General features: G+C 68.5%; 15 protein-coding genes. 10 read left to right on the top strand and 5 right to left on the bottom strand.

Annotated features, from left to right (window positions below; genetic code table 11):
- The first annotated feature begins 49 nt into the window (after positions 1-49).
- Positions 50-1,546 (top strand): DASS family sodium-coupled anion symporter, encoded by a 1,497-nt coding sequence (locus OTERR_RS07670; RefSeq protein WP_054620986.1) that lies wholly within the window; start codon positions 50-52, stop codon positions 1,544-1,546.
- 224 nt (positions 1,547-1,770) lie between these two features.
- Here the strand turns inward: OTERR_RS07670 and OTERR_RS07665 are convergent, their stop codons facing one another.
- Positions 1,771-2,676, bottom strand: coding sequence for a LysR family transcriptional regulator (locus OTERR_RS07665; RefSeq protein WP_149425356.1), 906 nt, complete (start codon positions 2,674-2,676; stop codon positions 1,771-1,773).
- A 153-nt stretch (positions 2,677-2,829) separates the two neighbouring features.
- Here OTERR_RS07665 and OTERR_RS07660 point away from each other — a divergent pair, with 153 nt between their 5' ends.
- The 8 genes from OTERR_RS07660 (at position 2,830) to nadC (ending at position 12,191) form a co-directional block, all read left to right on the top strand.
- Positions 2,830-4,029 carry an MFS transporter gene (locus tag OTERR_RS07660; protein WP_149425355.1) on the top strand — a complete coding sequence of 400 codons (1,200 nt, stop codon included), beginning with the start codon at positions 2,830-2,832 and terminating at the stop codon, positions 4,027-4,029.
- A gap of 175 nt (positions 4,030-4,204) precedes the next feature.
- On the top strand, positions 4,205-5,476 hold the full coding sequence (locus tag OTERR_RS07655; protein ID WP_149425354.1) for an O-acetylhomoserine aminocarboxypropyltransferase/cysteine synthase family protein: 1,272 nt from the start codon (positions 4,205-4,207) through the stop codon (positions 5,474-5,476).
- A gap of 106 nt (positions 5,477-5,582) precedes the next feature.
- Complete coding sequence (locus OTERR_RS07650) at positions 5,583-6,389, top strand: ABC transporter substrate-binding protein (RefSeq protein WP_149425353.1); 807 nt, start codon at positions 5,583-5,585, stop codon at positions 6,387-6,389.
- A gap of 229 nt (positions 6,390-6,618) precedes the next feature.
- Positions 6,619-7,122 carry a (2Fe-2S)-binding protein gene (locus OTERR_RS07645; RefSeq protein ID WP_149425352.1) on the top strand — a complete coding sequence of 168 codons (504 nt, stop codon included), beginning with the start codon at positions 6,619-6,621 and terminating at the stop codon, positions 7,120-7,122.
- 9 nt (positions 7,123-7,131) lie between these two features.
- Positions 7,132-9,378 (top strand): xanthine dehydrogenase family protein molybdopterin-binding subunit, encoded by a 2,247-nt coding sequence (locus OTERR_RS07640; protein ID WP_149425351.1) that lies wholly within the window; start codon positions 7,132-7,134, stop codon positions 9,376-9,378.
- Positions 9,379-9,401: 23 nt separating this feature from the next.
- A complete protein-coding gene (locus OTERR_RS07635) occupies positions 9,402-10,568 on the top strand; it encodes an XdhC family protein (protein ID WP_149425350.1) in 1,167 nt (388 codons plus the stop codon).
- Between the two features lie 7 nt (positions 10,569-10,575).
- Positions 10,576-11,235, top strand: a complete 660-nt coding sequence (locus tag OTERR_RS07630; protein WP_149425349.1) for a nucleotidyltransferase family protein — start codon at positions 10,576-10,578, stop codon at positions 11,233-11,235.
- 71 nt (positions 11,236-11,306) lie between these two features.
- Positions 11,307-12,191 (top strand): carboxylating nicotinate-nucleotide diphosphorylase, encoded by an 885-nt coding sequence (nadC, locus tag OTERR_RS07625; RefSeq protein WP_149425348.1) that lies wholly within the window; start codon positions 11,307-11,309, stop codon positions 12,189-12,191.
- A 75-nt stretch (positions 12,192-12,266) separates the two neighbouring features.
- Here the strand turns inward: nadC and OTERR_RS07620 are convergent, their stop codons facing one another.
- Positions 12,267-13,625, bottom strand: a complete 1,359-nt coding sequence (locus OTERR_RS07620; protein WP_246154398.1) for an aminotransferase-like domain-containing protein — start codon at positions 13,623-13,625, stop codon at positions 12,267-12,269.
- A 161-nt stretch (positions 13,626-13,786) separates the two neighbouring features.
- Here OTERR_RS07620 and OTERR_RS07615 point away from each other — a divergent pair, with 161 nt between their 5' ends.
- On the top strand, positions 13,787-14,650 hold the full coding sequence (locus OTERR_RS07615) for a DMT family transporter (RefSeq protein ID WP_149425346.1): 864 nt from the start codon (positions 13,787-13,789) through the stop codon (positions 14,648-14,650).
- A gap of 100 nt (positions 14,651-14,750) precedes the next feature.
- Here OTERR_RS07615 and OTERR_RS07610 read toward each other — a convergent pair whose 3' ends face one another.
- The 3 genes from OTERR_RS07610 to OTERR_RS07600 are packed head-to-tail and all read right to left on the bottom strand — an operon-like array spanning position 14,751 to position 17,442.
- Positions 14,751-16,181 (bottom strand): 4Fe-4S binding protein, encoded by a 1,431-nt coding sequence (locus OTERR_RS07610; RefSeq protein ID WP_246154396.1) that lies wholly within the window; start codon positions 16,179-16,181, stop codon positions 14,751-14,753.
- Entirely contained in the window at positions 16,174-17,019 is an 846-nt protein-coding gene (locus OTERR_RS07605) for an FTR1 family iron permease (protein ID WP_149425345.1), read from the bottom strand. Before OTERR_RS07605 ends, OTERR_RS07610 begins: the two co-directional genes overlap by 8 nt.
- Before the next feature lie 60 nt (positions 17,020-17,079).
- Positions 17,080-17,442 (bottom strand): cupredoxin domain-containing protein, encoded by a 363-nt coding sequence (locus OTERR_RS07600; protein WP_246154395.1) that lies wholly within the window; start codon positions 17,440-17,442, stop codon positions 17,080-17,082.
- Between the last annotated feature and the right edge of the window lie 8 nt (positions 17,443-17,450).

The raw sequence follows: 17,450 nt of genomic DNA, 5'->3' as shown, positions 1-17,450 counted from the left end.
TCCGCGAACTCCCGCGGCTTGCCCGTACGACACCTAGAAGGAGAAAAACATGAGCACTCCCACCCCAATCGCCGCCAAGGCACCCCCAACGATCCCCTGGGGGGTTGTCATCGGCGCCGTTGCAGCGGCCGCCATCCTCGCCCTGCCCGAACCCGCCGGCCTGTCCATCGCCGGCCAGCGCATGCTTGCCGTGCTGGCCTTCGCGGTGATCGTCTGGCTGACCGAGGCCCTTGATTACGCTGTTTCGTCGGTGGTCATCGTCGCCATGATGGCCTTCCTGCTCGGCACCGCGCCGAGCCCGAAGAACCCGGCGGTCATCCTCGGCACCACCGGCGGCCTGCAGATGGGCCTGGGCGGCTTTTCAAACACCGCCCTGGCCCTGGTCGGCGCCGCCCTGTTCATCTCGGTGGCCATGACCGCCAGCGGCCTCGACAAGCGCATCGCCCTGCGCACCCTGTCGGTGATCGGCACCGGCTCCCGGCGCATTCTGCTCGGGGCCATCGTCGTCACCATCCTGCTCTCGTTCATCGTGCCATCGGCCACGGCGCGCACCGCCTGCGTGGTGCCGATCATGGCCGGCATCATCACCGCCTTCGGGGTGGACAAGCGCTCGGTATTCGCCGCCTCGATCATGATGATGGTGGCCCAGGCCACCAGCGTGTGGAACGTGGGCATCCTCACCTCCGCCGCCCAAAACGTGCTGACCATCGGCTTCATGCGCAAGATTCTGGGCGACTCGCCGAGTTGGATGGACTGGCTGGTGGCCGGCGCACCGTGGAGCATCGCCATGTCGGTAGCCCTCTACTTCATCGCCCGCCGCCTCTTCCCGCCCGAGACCGAGCGCATCGAGGGTGGCCGCGAGGCCATGAAGAAGGCCCTGTCCGAACTGGGCCCGATGACCGGCAAGGAATGGCGCGTGCTGGCCATCGCCATCACCCTGCTCGGTTTCTGGAGCACGGAAAAGTCCTTCCACAACTTCGACACCACCTCCACCACCCTGGTGGGCCTGGCCATCATGCTGCTGCCCGGCATCGGCGTGATGACCTGGAAGGAAGTGCAGACCAAGGTGCCCTGGGGCACCCTGATCGTCTTCGGCGTCGGCATCAGCCTGGGGACCGCCCTGCTAGATACCAAGGCCGCCCTGTGGCTGGCCGACATCGCCGTGCGCAGCCTTCACCTGGAAACCCTCACCCCGTTCTGGGTGTTCGCCGCCCTGTCGGCCTTCCTGATCCTCATCCACCTGGGCTTCGCCAGCGCCACGGCACTGACCTCGGCGATGATCCCGATCATGATCGCTGTGCTGCAGCGCCTGGGGGGCGACATCAACGTCGGCGGCATGACCATGCTGCTCGGCTTCGTCGTCAGCTTCGGCTTCATCCTGCCGGTGAATGCACCCCAGAACATGGTCTGCCTGGGTACTGAGACCTTCACCAGCAAGCAGTTCACCAAGTTCGGCCTGTGGATCACCGCGGTGGGCTACGCCATGCTGCTGCTCTTTGCCCTGACCTGGTGGAACTTCCTCGGGTTGTTGACGGTGGCCAAGTAAGCCTGAAGCCACCCGCTGTACAAGCCCCGGCACGGTTCGCCCTGCCGGGGCTTTTTCATGGGGTCTGGCTCGAACCCAAGGAAGGACGCGGCTTTCCAGATGGCATCCTCGGAAGGCAAGGAATGGCGCGGTTCTCCAGGGAGGGGTCGTGGAAATCGTTATCTGGCGCGGATCTTGGGCTCACGATAAGAAGAAGAGCCTAAAAAAGCGCACAACGGCGATGCTCAGGCGCCGGCCGGATCAGGCACTGGGGCGATGGTGTCGAGCTTGGCGTGGACCAGGGCCTGGAAGGCCGCTGCCGCCGGGGTGGGGTTGCGCCCCCAGGCGAAATAGACGCGCCGCCGCGGGGCATGCTGGACGGGCACCACCGCCAACTCCCGGTAGCCCACCGCCGTGGCGGCGGGTACCAGCCCCAGGGCCAGGCCGCGGCGAATGATGCCTTCGAGCAGATCGACATGGCTCACTTCATATTGAACGCGGCGGCGCACCCCGGCGGCGGCAAAGGCCTCGTCGGTCTGGCGGCGCGGCCCGGTGCCGGCGTGAAAATCCACCAGGGGATAGGCGGCCAGTTCGGCCAGGGTCAGCAGGGCGCGACTGGCCAAGGCGTGGTCCGGCGGCAGCACCGCCATCAGCGTCTCGTCGCAAAGCTGGCGTGATTCCACCCCGGCCACCGCTTCCCCAGGCCACAAGCCGATGAACGCTACGTCGCTGGTCTGTTCGCGCAATTCGTCGAGCAACCGGTCGCTCATGCCCATGTGGATCTGCACGTCCACCTGGGGATGGCGTTCCTGGTAGGCAGCGAGCAATTCCACCAGGTCCACCGCGGTCAGGGTCGAAATGGTGCCGATACACAGGGTGCCTCGGATCTCGCCGCTGGTGGCGGCGACCTCGTCCTGGAGGCGTCGTGTGGCTTCCAGCACTTGGCGGGCGTGGGTCAGGAAGGTGCGGCCGGCAGGGGTGAGGCGCACCCGGCGCGAGGTGCGCTCGAACAACTTGGTGCCCAGTTCGTCCTCCAGCCGGGCCACCTGGTGGCTGAGAGCGGATTGCACGGCATGGCAGCGTTCGGCGGCCCGGGTGAAGTTCTCTTCCTCGGCCACGGCGACGGCGTAAGTGAGTTGGCGCAGGTTCATTGATTAATCTTATTTCATCATCAATTCGATGAAAACAATGCATTGGAGTGATTGAACAAGGTACCAGATACTCCACCCCTCCGGCCTGGCCGGCGATAGCCAAGATTCCAACGACGGCGGCCTCGATGCCGCCCCTTTCCCCCGACAGCCCTGATGAACGCGTCCGCCTCCACCACCCGCCACTCCCCACTCTCGTCGCTGCTGGTCCTGATCATGGCCATGGCCACCGGCCTGGCCGTGGCCAGCAACTACTACCCCCAGCCCCTGTTGCCGACCATGGCCGACGAGCTGGGCTTGAGCGCCGCCCAGGCCGGCTTCATCGTCACCACCGCCCAGCTCGGCTACGCCCTGGGCCTGCTCCTGATCGTGCCCCTGGGGGATCTGTTCGAGCGCCGCGGGCTGATCGTCACCATGACCTTGCTGTGCGCCGCCGGCCTGCTCACCACCGCCTTCGCCCCCCACTTCGGCGTGGTGCTGCTGGGCACCGCCCTGACAGGATTGCTCTCGGTGGTGGCCCAACTGCTGGTGCCCTTCGCCGCCACCCTGGCCACTCCGGACAAGCGCGGCAAGACCGTGGGCACGGTGATGAGCGGCCTCTTGCTTGGAATCCTGCTCGCCCGCACCGTGGCCGGCTCCCTGGCCGCCCTCGGTAGCTGGCGCACGGTGTACTGGGTCGGTGCCCTGGCCATGGTGGTCATGGCCGCCATCCTCTACCGGGCCCTGCCCCGCCACCATGAAACTGCCGGGCTGCCCTACCCGCGCCTGCTGCTGTCCATCGCCACCCTGTTCAAGGAAGAGCGGGTGCTGCGGGTGCGGGCCGTGCTCGGCGCCCTGACCTTCGCCACCTTCAGCGTCCTGTGGACCTCCATGGCCTTCCTGCTCGCCGCCCCGCCCTTCCGCTTCTCTGAGGGCACCATCGGCCTGTTCGGCCTGGCCGGGGCCATCGGCGCCCTGGCCGCCGCCCCCGTCGGCCGGCTGGCCGACCGTGGCAAAGGGGAGGCCACCACCAGCGTCGGCCTAGTCCTGCTGCTGCTCTCCTGGCTACCCCTGGCCTTCGCCGGCCAGTCCCTGACGGCCTTCATCATCGGCATCCTGGCCCTGGACCTGGCGGTGCAGGGTGTCCACATCAGCAACCAGGGGGCCATCTACAGGATCCGCCCCGAGGCGCGCAATCGCATCACCGCCGGCTACATGACCAGCAATTTCATCGGTGCCGCCGCCGGGTCACTGCTTTCCGCCACGGCCTACAGCCAGGCGGGCTGGAGCGGCGTGGTGGGCACCGGGATCGTATTCAGCCTGCTTGGACTGCTGGCCTGGGGCTGGACCCAGCGCCGGCACGTCAGCCTCGTCTGAGCGACAGGGGCGTGGATCGCCCAGCGGCTTCTTTGGGTATTCCCATTCCGTATAAGCGGGAAATTCCAGGGTGCTAAACTCGCCCCACTCTCCGGACCTCGCGGGTCCGGCAGCACACGATAACAACCCGACCACGGGGCGCTCAGAGCGCCCCGTTTCAGCCAAAGGAAGCTCCATGAAGCTCGAAACCCTGGCCGTCCACGCCGGCTATTCGCCCGACCCGACCACCAAGGCGGCGGCGGTGCCCATCTACCAGACCACCTCCTACGCCTTCGACAGCACCCAGCACGGTGCCGACCTGTTCGACCTGAAGGTGGCGGGCAATATCTACACCCGCATCATGAACCCCACCCAGGACGTGCTGGAAAAGCGCGTCGCGGCCCTGGAAGGCGGCATTGCGGGCCTGGCTCTGGCGTCCGGCCAGGCGGCCATCACCTACGCCATCCAGACCATCGCCGAAGCCGGTGACAACATCGTCTCCACCGCCACCCTGTATGGCGGCACCTACAACCTGTTCGCCCACACCCTGCCCCAGCTGGGCATTCAGGTGCGCTTCGCCGACTACCGGGACCCGGCCTCCTTCGAGAAGCTGATCGACGGCAAGACCAAGGCCATCTACGCCGAAACCATCGGCAACCCCCTGGGCAACATCACCGACATTGAGAAGCTGGCCGAGATCGCCCACCGCAACGGCATTCCGCTGATCGTGGACAACACCGTGGCCAGCCCCTTCCTGCTGCGCCCCATCGAGTTCGGCGCCGACATCGTGGTGCACTCCCTGACCAAGTACCTGGGCGGCCACGGCAACTCCATCGGCGGCATCATCGTCGATAGCGGCAAGTTCCCCTGGGCTGAGCACAAGGAACGCTTCAAGCGCCTCAACGAACCCGACGTCTCCTACCACGGCGTGGTCTACACCGAAGCCCTGGGCCCCGCCGCCTTCATCGGCCGCGCCCGTGTGGTTCCCCTGCGCAACATGGGTGCTGCTATCAGCCCCTTCAACGCCTTCCTCATCCTCCAGGGCATCGAAACCGCCGCCCTGCGCATGGAGCGCATCGTCGACAATACCTTCGCCATCGCCAAGTACCTGCAAGGCCACAAGAAGGTGAAGTGGGTGAACTACGCCGGCCTGGAGAACCACCCCGACCACGCCCTGGCCCAGAAATACCTGGGCGGCAAGCCCTCCGGCATCCTCACCTTCGGCGTCGAGGGCGGCATCGAGGGCGGTACCAAGTTCCAGGACGCCCTCAAGCTGTTCACCCGTCTGGTGAACATCGGCGACGCCAAGTCCCTGGCCTGCCACCCGGCCTCCACCACCCACCGCCAGCTCAATCCCGAAGAGCTGGCCAAGGCGGGGGTCACGGTGGACACGGTGCGCCTGTCCATCGGCATCGAGCACATTGACGACCTGATCGCCGACCTGGAGCAGGCCCTGGCCGCCGTCTAAAGGCGCCGCGCCCCCTGCCCGCGGGGCGTCCGGAAGACCGGCCACGGTTTTCCGGACGCCCCGTTTCTCTTTAAGATGCGGGACTTTTCCGTTCCGCCTGCCCCCCATGCCCCGCCTGCCGCAACGCATCGTCTGCCTGTCCACTGAAACCGTCGAGGTGCTCTACGACCTGGGGGAGGAAGCGCGCATCGCCGGCATTTCCGGCTTCACTGTCCATCCGCCCCGGGCGCGCAAGGAAAAACCCAAGGTCAGCGGTTTTTCCTCGGCCAAGGCGGACAAGATCCTGGAGGTGCGCCCGGACCTGGTGCTGGCCTTTTCCGACCTCCAGGCGGGCATCTGCGCCGACCTGGTCAAGGCCGGCGTCGAGGTACATCTGTTCAACCAGCGCGACGTGGCCGGCATCCTGGCCATGGTCGAGACCGTGGGCCGGCTGGTCGGCGCCCCCGAGCGGGCCCAGGCCCTGGCCAACGAGCTGGCGGCCCGGGTCGAGGCGGTGCGCCAGGCTGCCGCCGCCCTACCCTGCCGCCCCCGGGTGTATTTCGAGGAATGGGACGAGCCCATGATTTCGGGCATCCGCTGGGTGTCGGAATTCATCGCCATTGCCGGTGGCGAGGACATCTTCGCCGAACTGGCGGCTAAACCCGGGGCCAAGGAGCGGATCATCGCCGATCCGGACGAGGTGGTGCGCCGCGCCCCGGACCTGATCGTCGGCTCCTGGTGCGGCAAGCACTTCCGCCCCGAGAAGGTCCAGGCCCGCCCGGGCTGGGACGTCATTCCGGCCCTGGCCCGGGGCCAGCTGGCCGAGGTCAAGTCCGCCGACATCCTGGCCCCCGGCCCGGCCGCCATCCGCCTTGGCCTGCCCGCCCTGGCGGCGGCGATCCGCGACGCCGCCGAAGCCCTCGCCCGGGGCTGACCCCAGCCGGCGGGGGCCCACCCAAACGGCCTATTGCCCTGTTCCGTCCCGGACGGCAGGCTGTCATCATTGGATGGCCCGCCAATTCAGCAGGTCCGCCCAAACATTCACGGAACGCCCACCAGCGGGCGCGGGTCATACACCGGTTTTTGTGCCGATGCCTGTCCACGGGCCATATGCCCTGGTCCTGGCAGCGGCCCCACCCTTCTCCTTTCGTTCTGGAGCCGCCATGATCCAGTTCACCCTCAACGGCAAGCGCGTCCGCCTCGACGTGCCCGCCGATATGCCCCTCTTGTGGGCCATCCGCGACCACGCCAACCTCACTGGCACCAAGTTCGGCTGCGGCATCGGCCAGTGCGGCGCCTGCACCGTGCACCTGGACGGCGCCCCGGTACGCTCCTGCCAGTTGCCGGTCTCCGCCGTGGCCGGCAAGGCCATCACCACCATCGAGGGCGTCTCCGCCCCGTCCTCGGCCCTGCCCACTAAGGACCGCCGCGCCCGGGCCGCCAAGGCCGTGCAAAGTGCCTGGACCCGCCTCGACGTGGTCCAGTGCGGCTACTGCCAGTCCGGCCAGATCATGTCCGCCGTGGCCCTGCTGGCCGACAACCCGTCGCCCAGCGATGCCGACATCGATACCGCCATGGCCGGCAACGTCTGCCGCTGCGCCACCTACCACCGCATCCGGGCCGCGATTCACGAAGCGGCCCGCGATCTTTCCAGCGCCAAGGCGTAAGGAGGCACCATGGACGCCAAAATCACCCTGGCCGTGGATGACGCCTCCCCCATCCCCGCGGCCGACGATGCCAACGCCCCGGCCAGCGCCGGCCGGCGCACCTTCATCAAGGCCGGCGGCGGGCTGGCCCTGGCCGTGTGGATGGGCCTGCCCCCAGCCCTGGCCGCCGACAAGAAGACCGCTGCTGGTGCCACCCTCACCCCCAACGCCTTCGTGCGCATCGCCCCGGACAACACCGTGACGGTGGTGGTGAAACACCTGGAAATGGGCCAGGGCACCTTCACCGGCCTGCCCACCCTGGTGGCCGAGGAACTGGACGCGGCCTGGAGCCAGATCAAGGTCGAGGGCGCCCCGGCGGACGCCAAACGCTACAACAACCTGTTCTGGGGCCCGACCCAGGGCACCGGCGGCAGCACTGCCATGGCCAACTCCTTCGAGCAGATGCGCAAGGCCGGCGCCACCGCCCGGGCCATGCTGGTGTCCGCCGCGGCAAAGCGCTGGAACGTGCCGGCCGGCGAGATCACGGTCAAGGACGGCGTACTGCGCCACGCCGCCAGCGGCCGCCAGGCCAGCTTCGGCGAGCTGGCCGACGCCGCCGCCAAGGAGGCGGTGCCCGAGACGGTGGTGCTGAAAGACCCCAAGGACTTCGTCCTGATCGGCAAGCGGGTCGGCCGCACCGACTCCGCCGCCAAGGTGAACGGCAGCGCCATCTACACCCAGGATCTCAAGCTGCCCGGCATGCTCACCGCCGTGGTCGCCCACCCGCCCCGCTTCGGTGCCCGCATGGCCCGCTACGACGCGGCCCCGGCCCTGGCGGTGAAGGGCGTGGTGGCAGTGCTGCCGATTCCCTCCGGCGTGGCCGTGGTGGCCAAGGACTTCTGGTCGGCCCGCCAAGGCCGGGAAAAACTCCAGGTGCAGTGGGACGAAACCGGCGCCTTTGCCGGCGGCAGCGACTCGATCATCGCCGACTACCGCCAACTGGCGCAGAAGCCCGGCCTGGTGGCACGCAACGACGGCAACAGCGCCCAGGCCCTGGGCAATGCGGACAAGGTGGTGGAAGCCACCTACACCTTCCCCTACCTGGCCCACGCCGCCATGGAGCCGATGAACGCGGTGGCCCACTTCACCGGCGACGCCCTGGAAATCTGGAACGGCGAGCAGTTCCAGACCGTGGACCAGATCACCCTGGGCAAGGCCGTGGGCCTGCCGCCGGAAAAGGTCACCCTGCACATGCTGTTCGCTGGCGGCAGCTTCGGCCGTCGCGCCAACCCCCACTCCGACTACCTACTGGAGGCCACCCACATCGCCAAGGGCCTGGCCGACCAGGGCAAACGGTTGCCGGTGAAGCTGGTGTGGACGCGGGAGGACGACACCAGCGCCGGCTGGTACCGCCCCATCTACGTGCACAAGCTGGTGGCGGGCCTGGACAAGGCCGGCCAGATCGTCGCCTGGCAGCACCGCATCGTCGGCCAGTCGATCATCGCCGGCACCGCCTTCGAAGGTGCCCTGGTCAAGAACGGCATCGACGGCACCTCGGTGGAAGGGGCCGCCAACCTGCCCTACCGCATCCCCAACCTCACCGTGGACCTGCATTCCCCCACCCAGCCGGTGCCGGTGCAGTGGTGGCGCTCGGTCGGCGCCACCCACACCGCCTATTCCACCGAGACCTTCCTCGACCGCCTGTTCAAGGAAGCCGGCACCGACCCGGTGGCCGGCCGCCGCGCCCTGCTCACCGGCCACCCGCGCCACCTGGCAGCCCTGGAGCTGGCCGCCAAACAGGCCGGCTGGGGTACGCCCCTGGCCCCGGGCAAGGCCGGCGAACAGCGCGCCCGGGGCGTGGCGGTGCACGAATCCTTCAACACCATGGTGGCCCAGGTGGCCGAAGTCACCCGACGCGGCGACGGCAGCTTTACCGTGGACAAGGTCACCTGCGCCGTGGAGTGCGGTCTGGCGATCAATCCGGACGTGGTCCGAGCCCAGATGGAGGGCGGCATCGGCTACGGCCTCTCAGGTGCCCTGTTCGGCGCCATCCACGTGGACAAGGGGGCCGTGCGGGAGCGCAACTTCGACGCCTACCGGGTGCTGCGCATCGATGAGATGCCCCACATCGACGTGCACATCGTGCCTTCCGCCGGCGCCCCCACCGGGGTCGGCGAACCAGGCACCCCGGTGATCGCCCCGGCGGTGGCCAACGCCCTGGCCAGCCTGACCGGGGAGTGGACCACCGAACAGCCCTTCATCAAGGCCAAGGCCTGACGCGGCTTTCCGAGGACCATCCCATGAACCCCGCGCCCCTCCTCGATCCCGACGAGGCCGCCCTGGAAACCGCCGTCCGCTGGGCGTCCCAGGGCGAAGCCGTTACCGTCGCCACGGTGGTGGCCACCTTCGGCACCGCCCCCCGGCCGGTGGGCTCGGTGGCCTTCTTCCGCGGCGACGGCGTCCAGGTCGGCTCGGTGTCCGGCGGCTGCGTCGAGGACGATCTGGCCGAGGCCATCCGCGCCGGCCAGATTGTCCGGCCGGCCCTGCGCCACTACGGCATGGACCAGGCCGACGCGGTGCTCTGGGGCCTGCCTTGCGGAGGCCGCCTGTCCATCGCCCTGGAGCCGGCGGTGCCCCAGGCGCACTTGGCCGACTGGCGCGAGCGGCTGGCCGCCGGCCGGCTGGTGCGCCGCAGCGTGCGCCTGGGCGAAGCGCCGCAACTGGCGGATGCTGCCGGTAGCCCAGCGACCACGGGCCAGGCCGACTTCACCGCATGGCCCGACGGTTTTTCCGTCACCTACGGCCCGCGCCACCGGCTGCTGGTGATCGGTGCCAACCAAATCAGCGCCGCCCTACTGCCCATGGCCACCCTGCTCGGCTACCGGGTCACCCTGTGCGATCCCCGCCCCGAGGCCCGTGCCGCCTGGGGCGACCTGCAGGCCTTGGGTGGAAGCAGCGCCGCGGAGCTGAGCAGCGAAATGCCCGACGATGCGGTGACGACCTTCCGCCCCGACCCGCGCAGCGCCATCGTCGCCCTCTCCCACGACCCCAAGCTCGACGACCTGGCCCTGCTCGAAGCCCTGCGTTCGCCGGCCTTCTACGTCGGCGCCCTGGGATCGCGACGCAACCAGCAACTGCGCCGCGCCCGGCTGATGGAACACTTCGCCTTCAGCGAAGCCGAACTGGCTCGGCTGCACGGTCCCATCGGCCTATCGCTCAACAGCCGCACCCCGGCGGAAATCGCCGTGGCCATCGCTGCCGAATTGGTGGCGGTGAGCCGGGGCACGGCCCGGCAGATGGATGCGGCGGCCCCGGCGGGCCATGCCAGGGCGGCCGCATCTGACTGCGGCACGGACGATACCCTCATGCGCCAGGGCACCAATCCGGCCCCCACCGAGGGCGCCGGCATCGCCGTCGTCGCTACTGCTTTCCAATCCCCCCTGCCGCGCTGCGGGATCCGCTCGTGAGGTCACCATGGCTCCGCCCACATCCCGCCCCCAGCGCACCACCGTACGCCAACCAACCCGTCCAGTCATCGGCCTGCTACTCGCCGCCGGCTATGCACGGCGCTACGGCGGTGAAAAACTGCTCGAACCACTGCCCTACAACCTGCCCCACGCCGACCGGGGCACCCCGGTGGCCTTGGCAGCAGCCCAATCCTTGAAGAGCGCCTGCGACCTGGTGTTAGCGGTGGTGCGCCCCGGCTCGCCAGCCTCGGTACTGCTCGGCCACCACGGCATCGCCCTGGTGCCGGTAGCCACCGAGCCGGAACCGGGCCTGGGCGACAGCCTGGCCACCGGCATCCGCCGCAGCCTGGCCTTCAACCCCCAGGGCTGGCTGGTCACCCTGGCCGACATGCCGTTCATCCACCCCGACACGCCCCGGGCCGTAGCTACCGCCCTGCGCCAGGGGGCATCGATTGCAGCCCCGGTGTATCAGGGCCAGCGCGGCCACCCGGTGGCATTTGCCCGTCATCTGGAACCATCCCTGTCGGCGCTCCATGGCGAACAGGGAGCCCGCCATCTCCTGATGCAGCCCGATACCAGACTGGTGGAGGTGGACGACCCTGGATGCCTGGTAGACCTGGACCGCAGCGAGGATTGGCCGCGCAACTGGCCCGGCCGGGCTGCCTGAGCTGACCGCCCTGGAGGGGACGGAGGGGGTAGAATGCCCGGCTTTCCGTCACTCACAGCCGAGTATCCCCCATGTCCCGCGCCCCTTCCGCCGCCCTGGCCGCGGCCCTGCCCCCTTCCCACATCATCGACCGCAACGTCGCCGCCGCCCTGGACGAGGATGTAGGCCCCGGCGACCTGACCGCCGCTCTGGTGCCCGCCGGCCGCCCCGGTCGCGCCACGGTGATCTCCCGGGAAGACGCCGTGCTGGCCGGCCGGGACTGGTTCGAGCGCTGCTTCACCGCCCTGGACCCCAACGTGCAGATCGTCTGGCACGCCGCTGACGGCGACCGGGTGGCCCCCAACCAGGTGCTGTGCGAGATCCGCGGCAACGCCCAAGCCCTGCTCACCGCCGAACGCTCGGCGCTGAACTTCCTCCAGCTGCTCTCCGGCGTCGCCACCAAGACCGCCCGCTACGTGGCGGCGGTGGCCGGCACCAAGGCCGCCATCGTCGATACGCGCAAGACCCTGCCCGGCCTGCGCCTGGCGCAGAAGTACGCGGTGCGCTGCGGCGGCGGCGAGAACCACCGTATCGCCCTCTACGACGCCATCCTGATCAAGGAAAACCACATCATGGCCGCCGGCGGCATCACCGCCGCCATGGCCGCGGCCCGCCAGGTGGCGGCCGGCGCCGAGGGGCGCTGCAAGTTCATCCAGGTGGAAGTGGAAAGCCTGGCCGAGCTCGACGAAGCCCTGGCCGCCGGTGCCGACATGGTGCTGCTCGACAACTTCAGCAACGAACAGATGCGCGAGGCCGTGGCCCGCACCGCCGGCCGGGCGATCCTGGAAGCCTCCGGCGGCGTCAACTTCGACACCCTGCGCGGCATCGCCGAAACCGGAGTGGACCGTATCTCCATCGGCGGCCTGACCAAGGACGTGGTCGCCCTGGACCTGTCGATGCGCTTCGTCCAGGACTGAGCCGTCCCCCGCCTCCACCGCTCCAGGCTCGCAATCGCGGGCCTGTTGCTTTTTAGCCGCCTCGGCCGCCCCGTTTCAGTTGCCGCAGCCGGCCAGCGCCCGGGCCAGGATGTCGTACCCCCGGCCATCCTCGGACTGGGCGACGTTGAAGCGCAGAAAACCGCCGGCGCTGTGCGACTGGCTGAAGGCATTGCCCGGCGCCAGCACCAGGCCGTCACGCAGACACGCCCGGGCCAGGTCCGCCGCATCGATGCCCGCCGGCAAGCGGCACCACAGGAACATGCCCGCCTGGGGAACGATCCAGGGCGTTATGCCCAGCGCGGCGAGCCGGTCCACGGTCCGAAGCATCGCCCCGGCCAGACGCGTGCGCACCGTTTCCATGTGCTTGCGGTAGCCGCTGTCGGTCAGCGCTGCGAGCAGCACGGACGACGCCAGTTGGCTGCCGCCGAAGCCGGTGGCGAGCTTGAGGTCGATCAGGCTGTCGATCCAGTCGGCCCGGGCGGCGATGTAGCCGCAACGCAAGGCGGCGGAGACGGTCTTGGAAAAGCTGCCCACCTGGATCACCCGCCGCAGGCCGTCGAAGGCCGCCAGCCGCGGTGCCGGATTGGTTTCGAAATCGGCAAAGATGTCATCCTCGACGATCACCAGGTCCGAGTCGTCGGCCAGCGACAGGAGGCGATGGGCGGTGGCGGGAGACAACGTCGCCCCGGTCGGATTGTGGATGCCGGAGTTGGTAATGTAGAGCCGGGGCGAATGGTCCCGCAGGGCGGCCGCGAACGCGGCCACGTCCGGCCCGTTGGGGGTGAACGGCACCCCCACGGCGTTCACCCGGTGGGCCCGCAGCAGGGCGTGGAAGTTGAAATAACAGGGATCGTCCACCAGGACCGTATCCCCCGGCTCCAGCAGAAAACGGCAGATCAGGTCGATGGCCTGGGTGCCGGAATCGGTGAGCATGATCTGCTCGGGCGTAGCCTCCACCTTGGCCGCCGCCATGCGCCGGGCAAGCACCTGGCGCAGCGCCGGCAATCCGCGGGGCGTGGCGTAGTCGGCCAGCATCGCGGAATCCGCCCGCGCCACCGCGCGCAATGCCCGGCGCATCCCCGCCTCGTACATCCACGACGGTGGCAACCAGCCGCAGCCGGGCTTGGGGCCATCGGGCTCCGCTTCCAGGGCCTGGCGCGATATCCAGAGCGGGTCGACCTGCCGGTCGAGCCGGGGGCCGATTTCCGCCAGGGCCAGAGGGGCGATTGGCCCAGCAACGTAGAACCCCGAGCCCTGGCGAGGCGTGATGACGCCCTCCGCCACCAAGCGCTCGTAGGCCTCCACCACGGTGGACACCGAAAACCCCAGGGTTTTCGCCTGGGCCCGCACCGAGGGCAGGCGCGCCCCGGGCGGATAGGCGCGGGCAGCGATCCGGGTGCGAACGGCTTCCATGACAGCGTCGATCCGGGTTCGACGTTCCTTCATCCTGGGTCTCCACCAGCGGACTGTAAGGGCAACAAACCCATAACAGTTACTTTAAATCGTACTGCATTGTATATGGCCGCTCTGCCGCCGGGGTGATGAACTGATGACCCACGCAAACGGAGCGCGTCATGACGCAAAAATCGAACGGATGGCTCAATGGCTTCCTGGGCGTGGCGATCTTCGCTGGCTCGCTGCCGGCGACCCGCATCGCCGTCCTGGACTTCGATCCCATTTTTCTCACCGCCGCCCGGGCGACGATCGCCGCGCTGCTGGGGCTTGGGTTTTTGCTGGCGCTGCGGCAACCCCGTCCGGCACTCGGCGATATCCCCGCCTTGGCCGTGGTGGCCCTGGGCGTGGTGGTCGGTTTCCCACTGCTGACCGCCCTGGCGTTGCGGCATGTTTCGTCGGCCCACTCGGTCGTGTTCGTCGGGCTGTTGCCCCTGTGCACCGCCCTCTTCGCCGTTCTCTGCGGAGGCGAACGCCCCCGACCGGCGTTCTGGCTGTTCTCACTGCTCGGCAGCGCCTGCATCGTCGGCTACGCCGCCTGGGGCACCCTGGAGGTGTCATTGGTAGGCGACCTGCTGATGCTGGTGGCCATCCTCGGCTGCGGCCTCGGCTATGCCGAGGGGGCAGTACTGTCCCGCCGGCTGGGTGGCTGGCAGACCATCAGCTGGGCATTAGCGCTGGCCCTTCCCGTCATGCTGCCCGCCACCCTGCTGACCTGGCCGCCCGCCTTCGGCCAGGTCCGGCCAGCAGCCTGGTTCGGTCTCGCCTATGTTTCCCTCTTCAGCATGCTGATCGGCTTCGTGTTCTGGTACCGGGGTCTGGCCCAAGGCGGCATCGCGGCAATTGGACAATTACAGCTGATTCAGCCTTTCCTCGGCCTTGGTCTGGCGGCGCTGCTGCTCCACGAAGCGGTGGACGGGACAATGCTGGCCGCGACCCTGGGCGCTGTCGCCTGCGTCGCCGGGGCCAGGAAGTTCGCGTGCTGAGTGTGCTGAGTGTGCTGAGTGTGAAATGAAAACCGCCCGGTCGCGGACCGGGCGGTTAGGTAAAGCGAACGGCCAGTTGCGAATCCAGCCGTGCTGAGGCTTACCAGACGTAGAACAACATCATCCAGCTCCCTACCACCGGAACTACGGCCATGGCCATGCAGGTCAAAGCAGCGGCCATACGCGACGGGGGGGCGTTGCGGTGATGCAGCTGGCGCCAGGCCAGGCCCAGGCTCCACAGCACGCCCACCGCCAGCACCATGCCGCGGGCGCTACCAAGCCAGGGAAAGCGCAGACCTTCGGCCTTAAGCAGGGTGACGGTCAAGGCCGATAGGCCAAGGAAGATGCCCAGGCCGGCCAGGGGCGTCAGGGTGTAGGCCAGGCGCCGGGCGGCGTGGCGCCAGGTGTCGCCGGGCCCCTTCGTCAGCTGGCCGGCCAGGGCCAGCCAGAGGCTGATCCAGGTTCCCACGACCAGGGCCATGGCGCCGATGTAGCCCAGCACCAGGGCGCCATCGAGCCAGGTGAACACGTCGCCGGCCTCCGGATAGTGGGTCAGGATCCACCAGGGGATGTCCGACTCCAGGGGGCCGAACCATTCCCGATCCACCAGCCACTCGGCCAGGGCCTGCTTGGCCATGACGAACCAGGGGCTGGAACTCCACTGGAAGGCGCCCACCGCCACGCCGAGCATGCCGAACACCACCAAGCGGGCGTCCCACTTTGACACCTCGCCGTCCGGCAGCCGGGCCACTTCGCTGCCGGGCAGGCGGGCGGTGAGGTGCACCGCCTCGCGGAAGCCGCTGCACTGGCCGCACAGGTGGCAGTCGGAGGAGCCGGTCATGCCCTTCACATCCACCAGGGGCGCACATTCGAGACGGAAGTTGGGCCGGTGCTCGCGCCATACCTGGCGATCCACCTTGAACTGGAGCGGCGCCGCCCGGCCGAGCAGGCTGAACACGCCGCTCACCGGGCACAGGTAGCGGCACCACACCCGCTTTTCGCGGCCATAGAGAAAACCCACGGCGATGGCCGCCAGAGTCGAGCCGCCCAGCACCAGCAGGGCTGCCTGGGCGTATTCATAGACACTCACCAGTTGGCCATAGACCGTGGTCAGGATGAAGGCGACGAAGGGCCAGCCGCTCCAGCGAATGAACTTGGGCACTCGCCGGTTAAGGCCGAAGCGGCTGACATGCTCGGCCAGGGCCCCTTCGGGGCAGAACACACCGCACCAGACCCGGCCGGCGAACAGGGTGGTGAAGATGACGAAGGGCCACCAGATGCCCCAGAAGACGAACTGGGCGGCCAGGGTCAAGTTGGAGACGATGGTGGCGCCGGTTTCCGGCAGGGGTAGGAAGGCCGGTACTGTGACCAGGACGACATAAAAGACAATGACCACCCACTGGATGGCCAGGATGATGCGGCGGTGACGGCGCATCGCTTCCCCAAGCCGGGCCAGCCAGGTGGCCGGCATGGGTGAAGGCGCCGCGCGCTGTCCGACCGGAACGATGGGGATGACGGCGGCCTTAGCCACGACCATTCTCCCGGGCAGGCATAGGCATGGCGGGCTTGGCGGGCGCACTACCGATCCGACCGACCAGGAACACCACGGCCCAGTAGGCAGCGTAGGCCAGCACCAGGCTGAGGGACGGCATGGCCCGGTAACCGAGCACGGCATAGAGCAGCTTGCCCAGGCCACTGGTGTCGTCGAGCAGGGCCGAGGTGTCCCAGAGCGGATCCACCAGGGCCGGCAGTAGACCGGCCCCCACCAGCCGGTCGATGCCGGCCACCAGCAGGGAGGCACCGAACATCAGCAGCAGCAGGCTGGTGACGCGGAAGAAGGTTGCGTAGGTGAGGCCGCGCAGGCCGCGGCTGACCGCCCAGGCGGTCAGCCCGGCCAGCGCCAGGCCGATGGCCGCACCGCTCAGGGTGGTCAGGGCACTGCCCTGCTCCAGGCCGACGCCGTAGAGGAAGATCACCGTCTCGGCCCCTTCGCGGCCGATGGCCAGGGCCGCCACCAGGGCGATGCCCAGGCCACCGGCCTTTTCGGACGCCGCCGCCACGTCGGCCTCGATACTCTTCTTCATGTGCCGACCGTGCTTCTGCATCCATAGCACCATCTGGGCGATCAGTACCGCAGCGAGCAGCAGGGCCCCGGTCTGAAACCACTCCACCGCCTCGCCCGACAACTCGTCCTGAACACTGACGATGGCGTAGGCCAGGCCGCCGGCCAGGGCCAGCCCCCCGGCAGTGCCGGCCCAGAGGGCGCGCAGGCGCTCCGGAGCATTGCGCGCCAGCCAGGCATAGAGCACCCCCACCACCAGCATGGCTTCCAGGCTTTCACGCCAGACGATGAACAGGGCATTTCCCATGATGCGAACTCCAACTGCAAAGACTGCGATACACGAAGGCGAGTGGCCGCAACGGCGGCATTACTTGGCGATGATCTTGCCCTGGGCGGTTTCCGGGTGGAAATCGCCGAAGAACTTGTAGGTGCCCGGCTTCATCGGTGCGAAGACGAGGAAGCTGCTGGCCCCGGGGGCCAGCACCTTCTCCTTGCGCAGCTCGATGCTCTCGAACTCCTCGGCCCCCGGGCCCTCGTTGTGGATGGTCAGCTTCCACTTGGTGTTGGCCGGCACTTCGATCACGTCGGGATAGAACTTGCCGGCGCGGATCACGAGAGGAAAGGTGGGCAGTTCGTCCGCCAGGAGCGGCGCGCTCACCGTGGCTCCCGCCACCAGGGCGGCCAGTGCCAGGAGCAGTCGGGGGATACGGGGAAGACGGATGGATTTCACGGGCAAGC

The sequence above is a fragment of the Oryzomicrobium terrae genome (assembly GCF_008274805.1).
Classification (GTDB): Bacteria; Pseudomonadota; Gammaproteobacteria; order Burkholderiales; family Rhodocyclaceae; genus Oryzomicrobium; species Oryzomicrobium terrae.
This window is presented reverse-complemented; position numbering and strand designations above follow the sequence as displayed.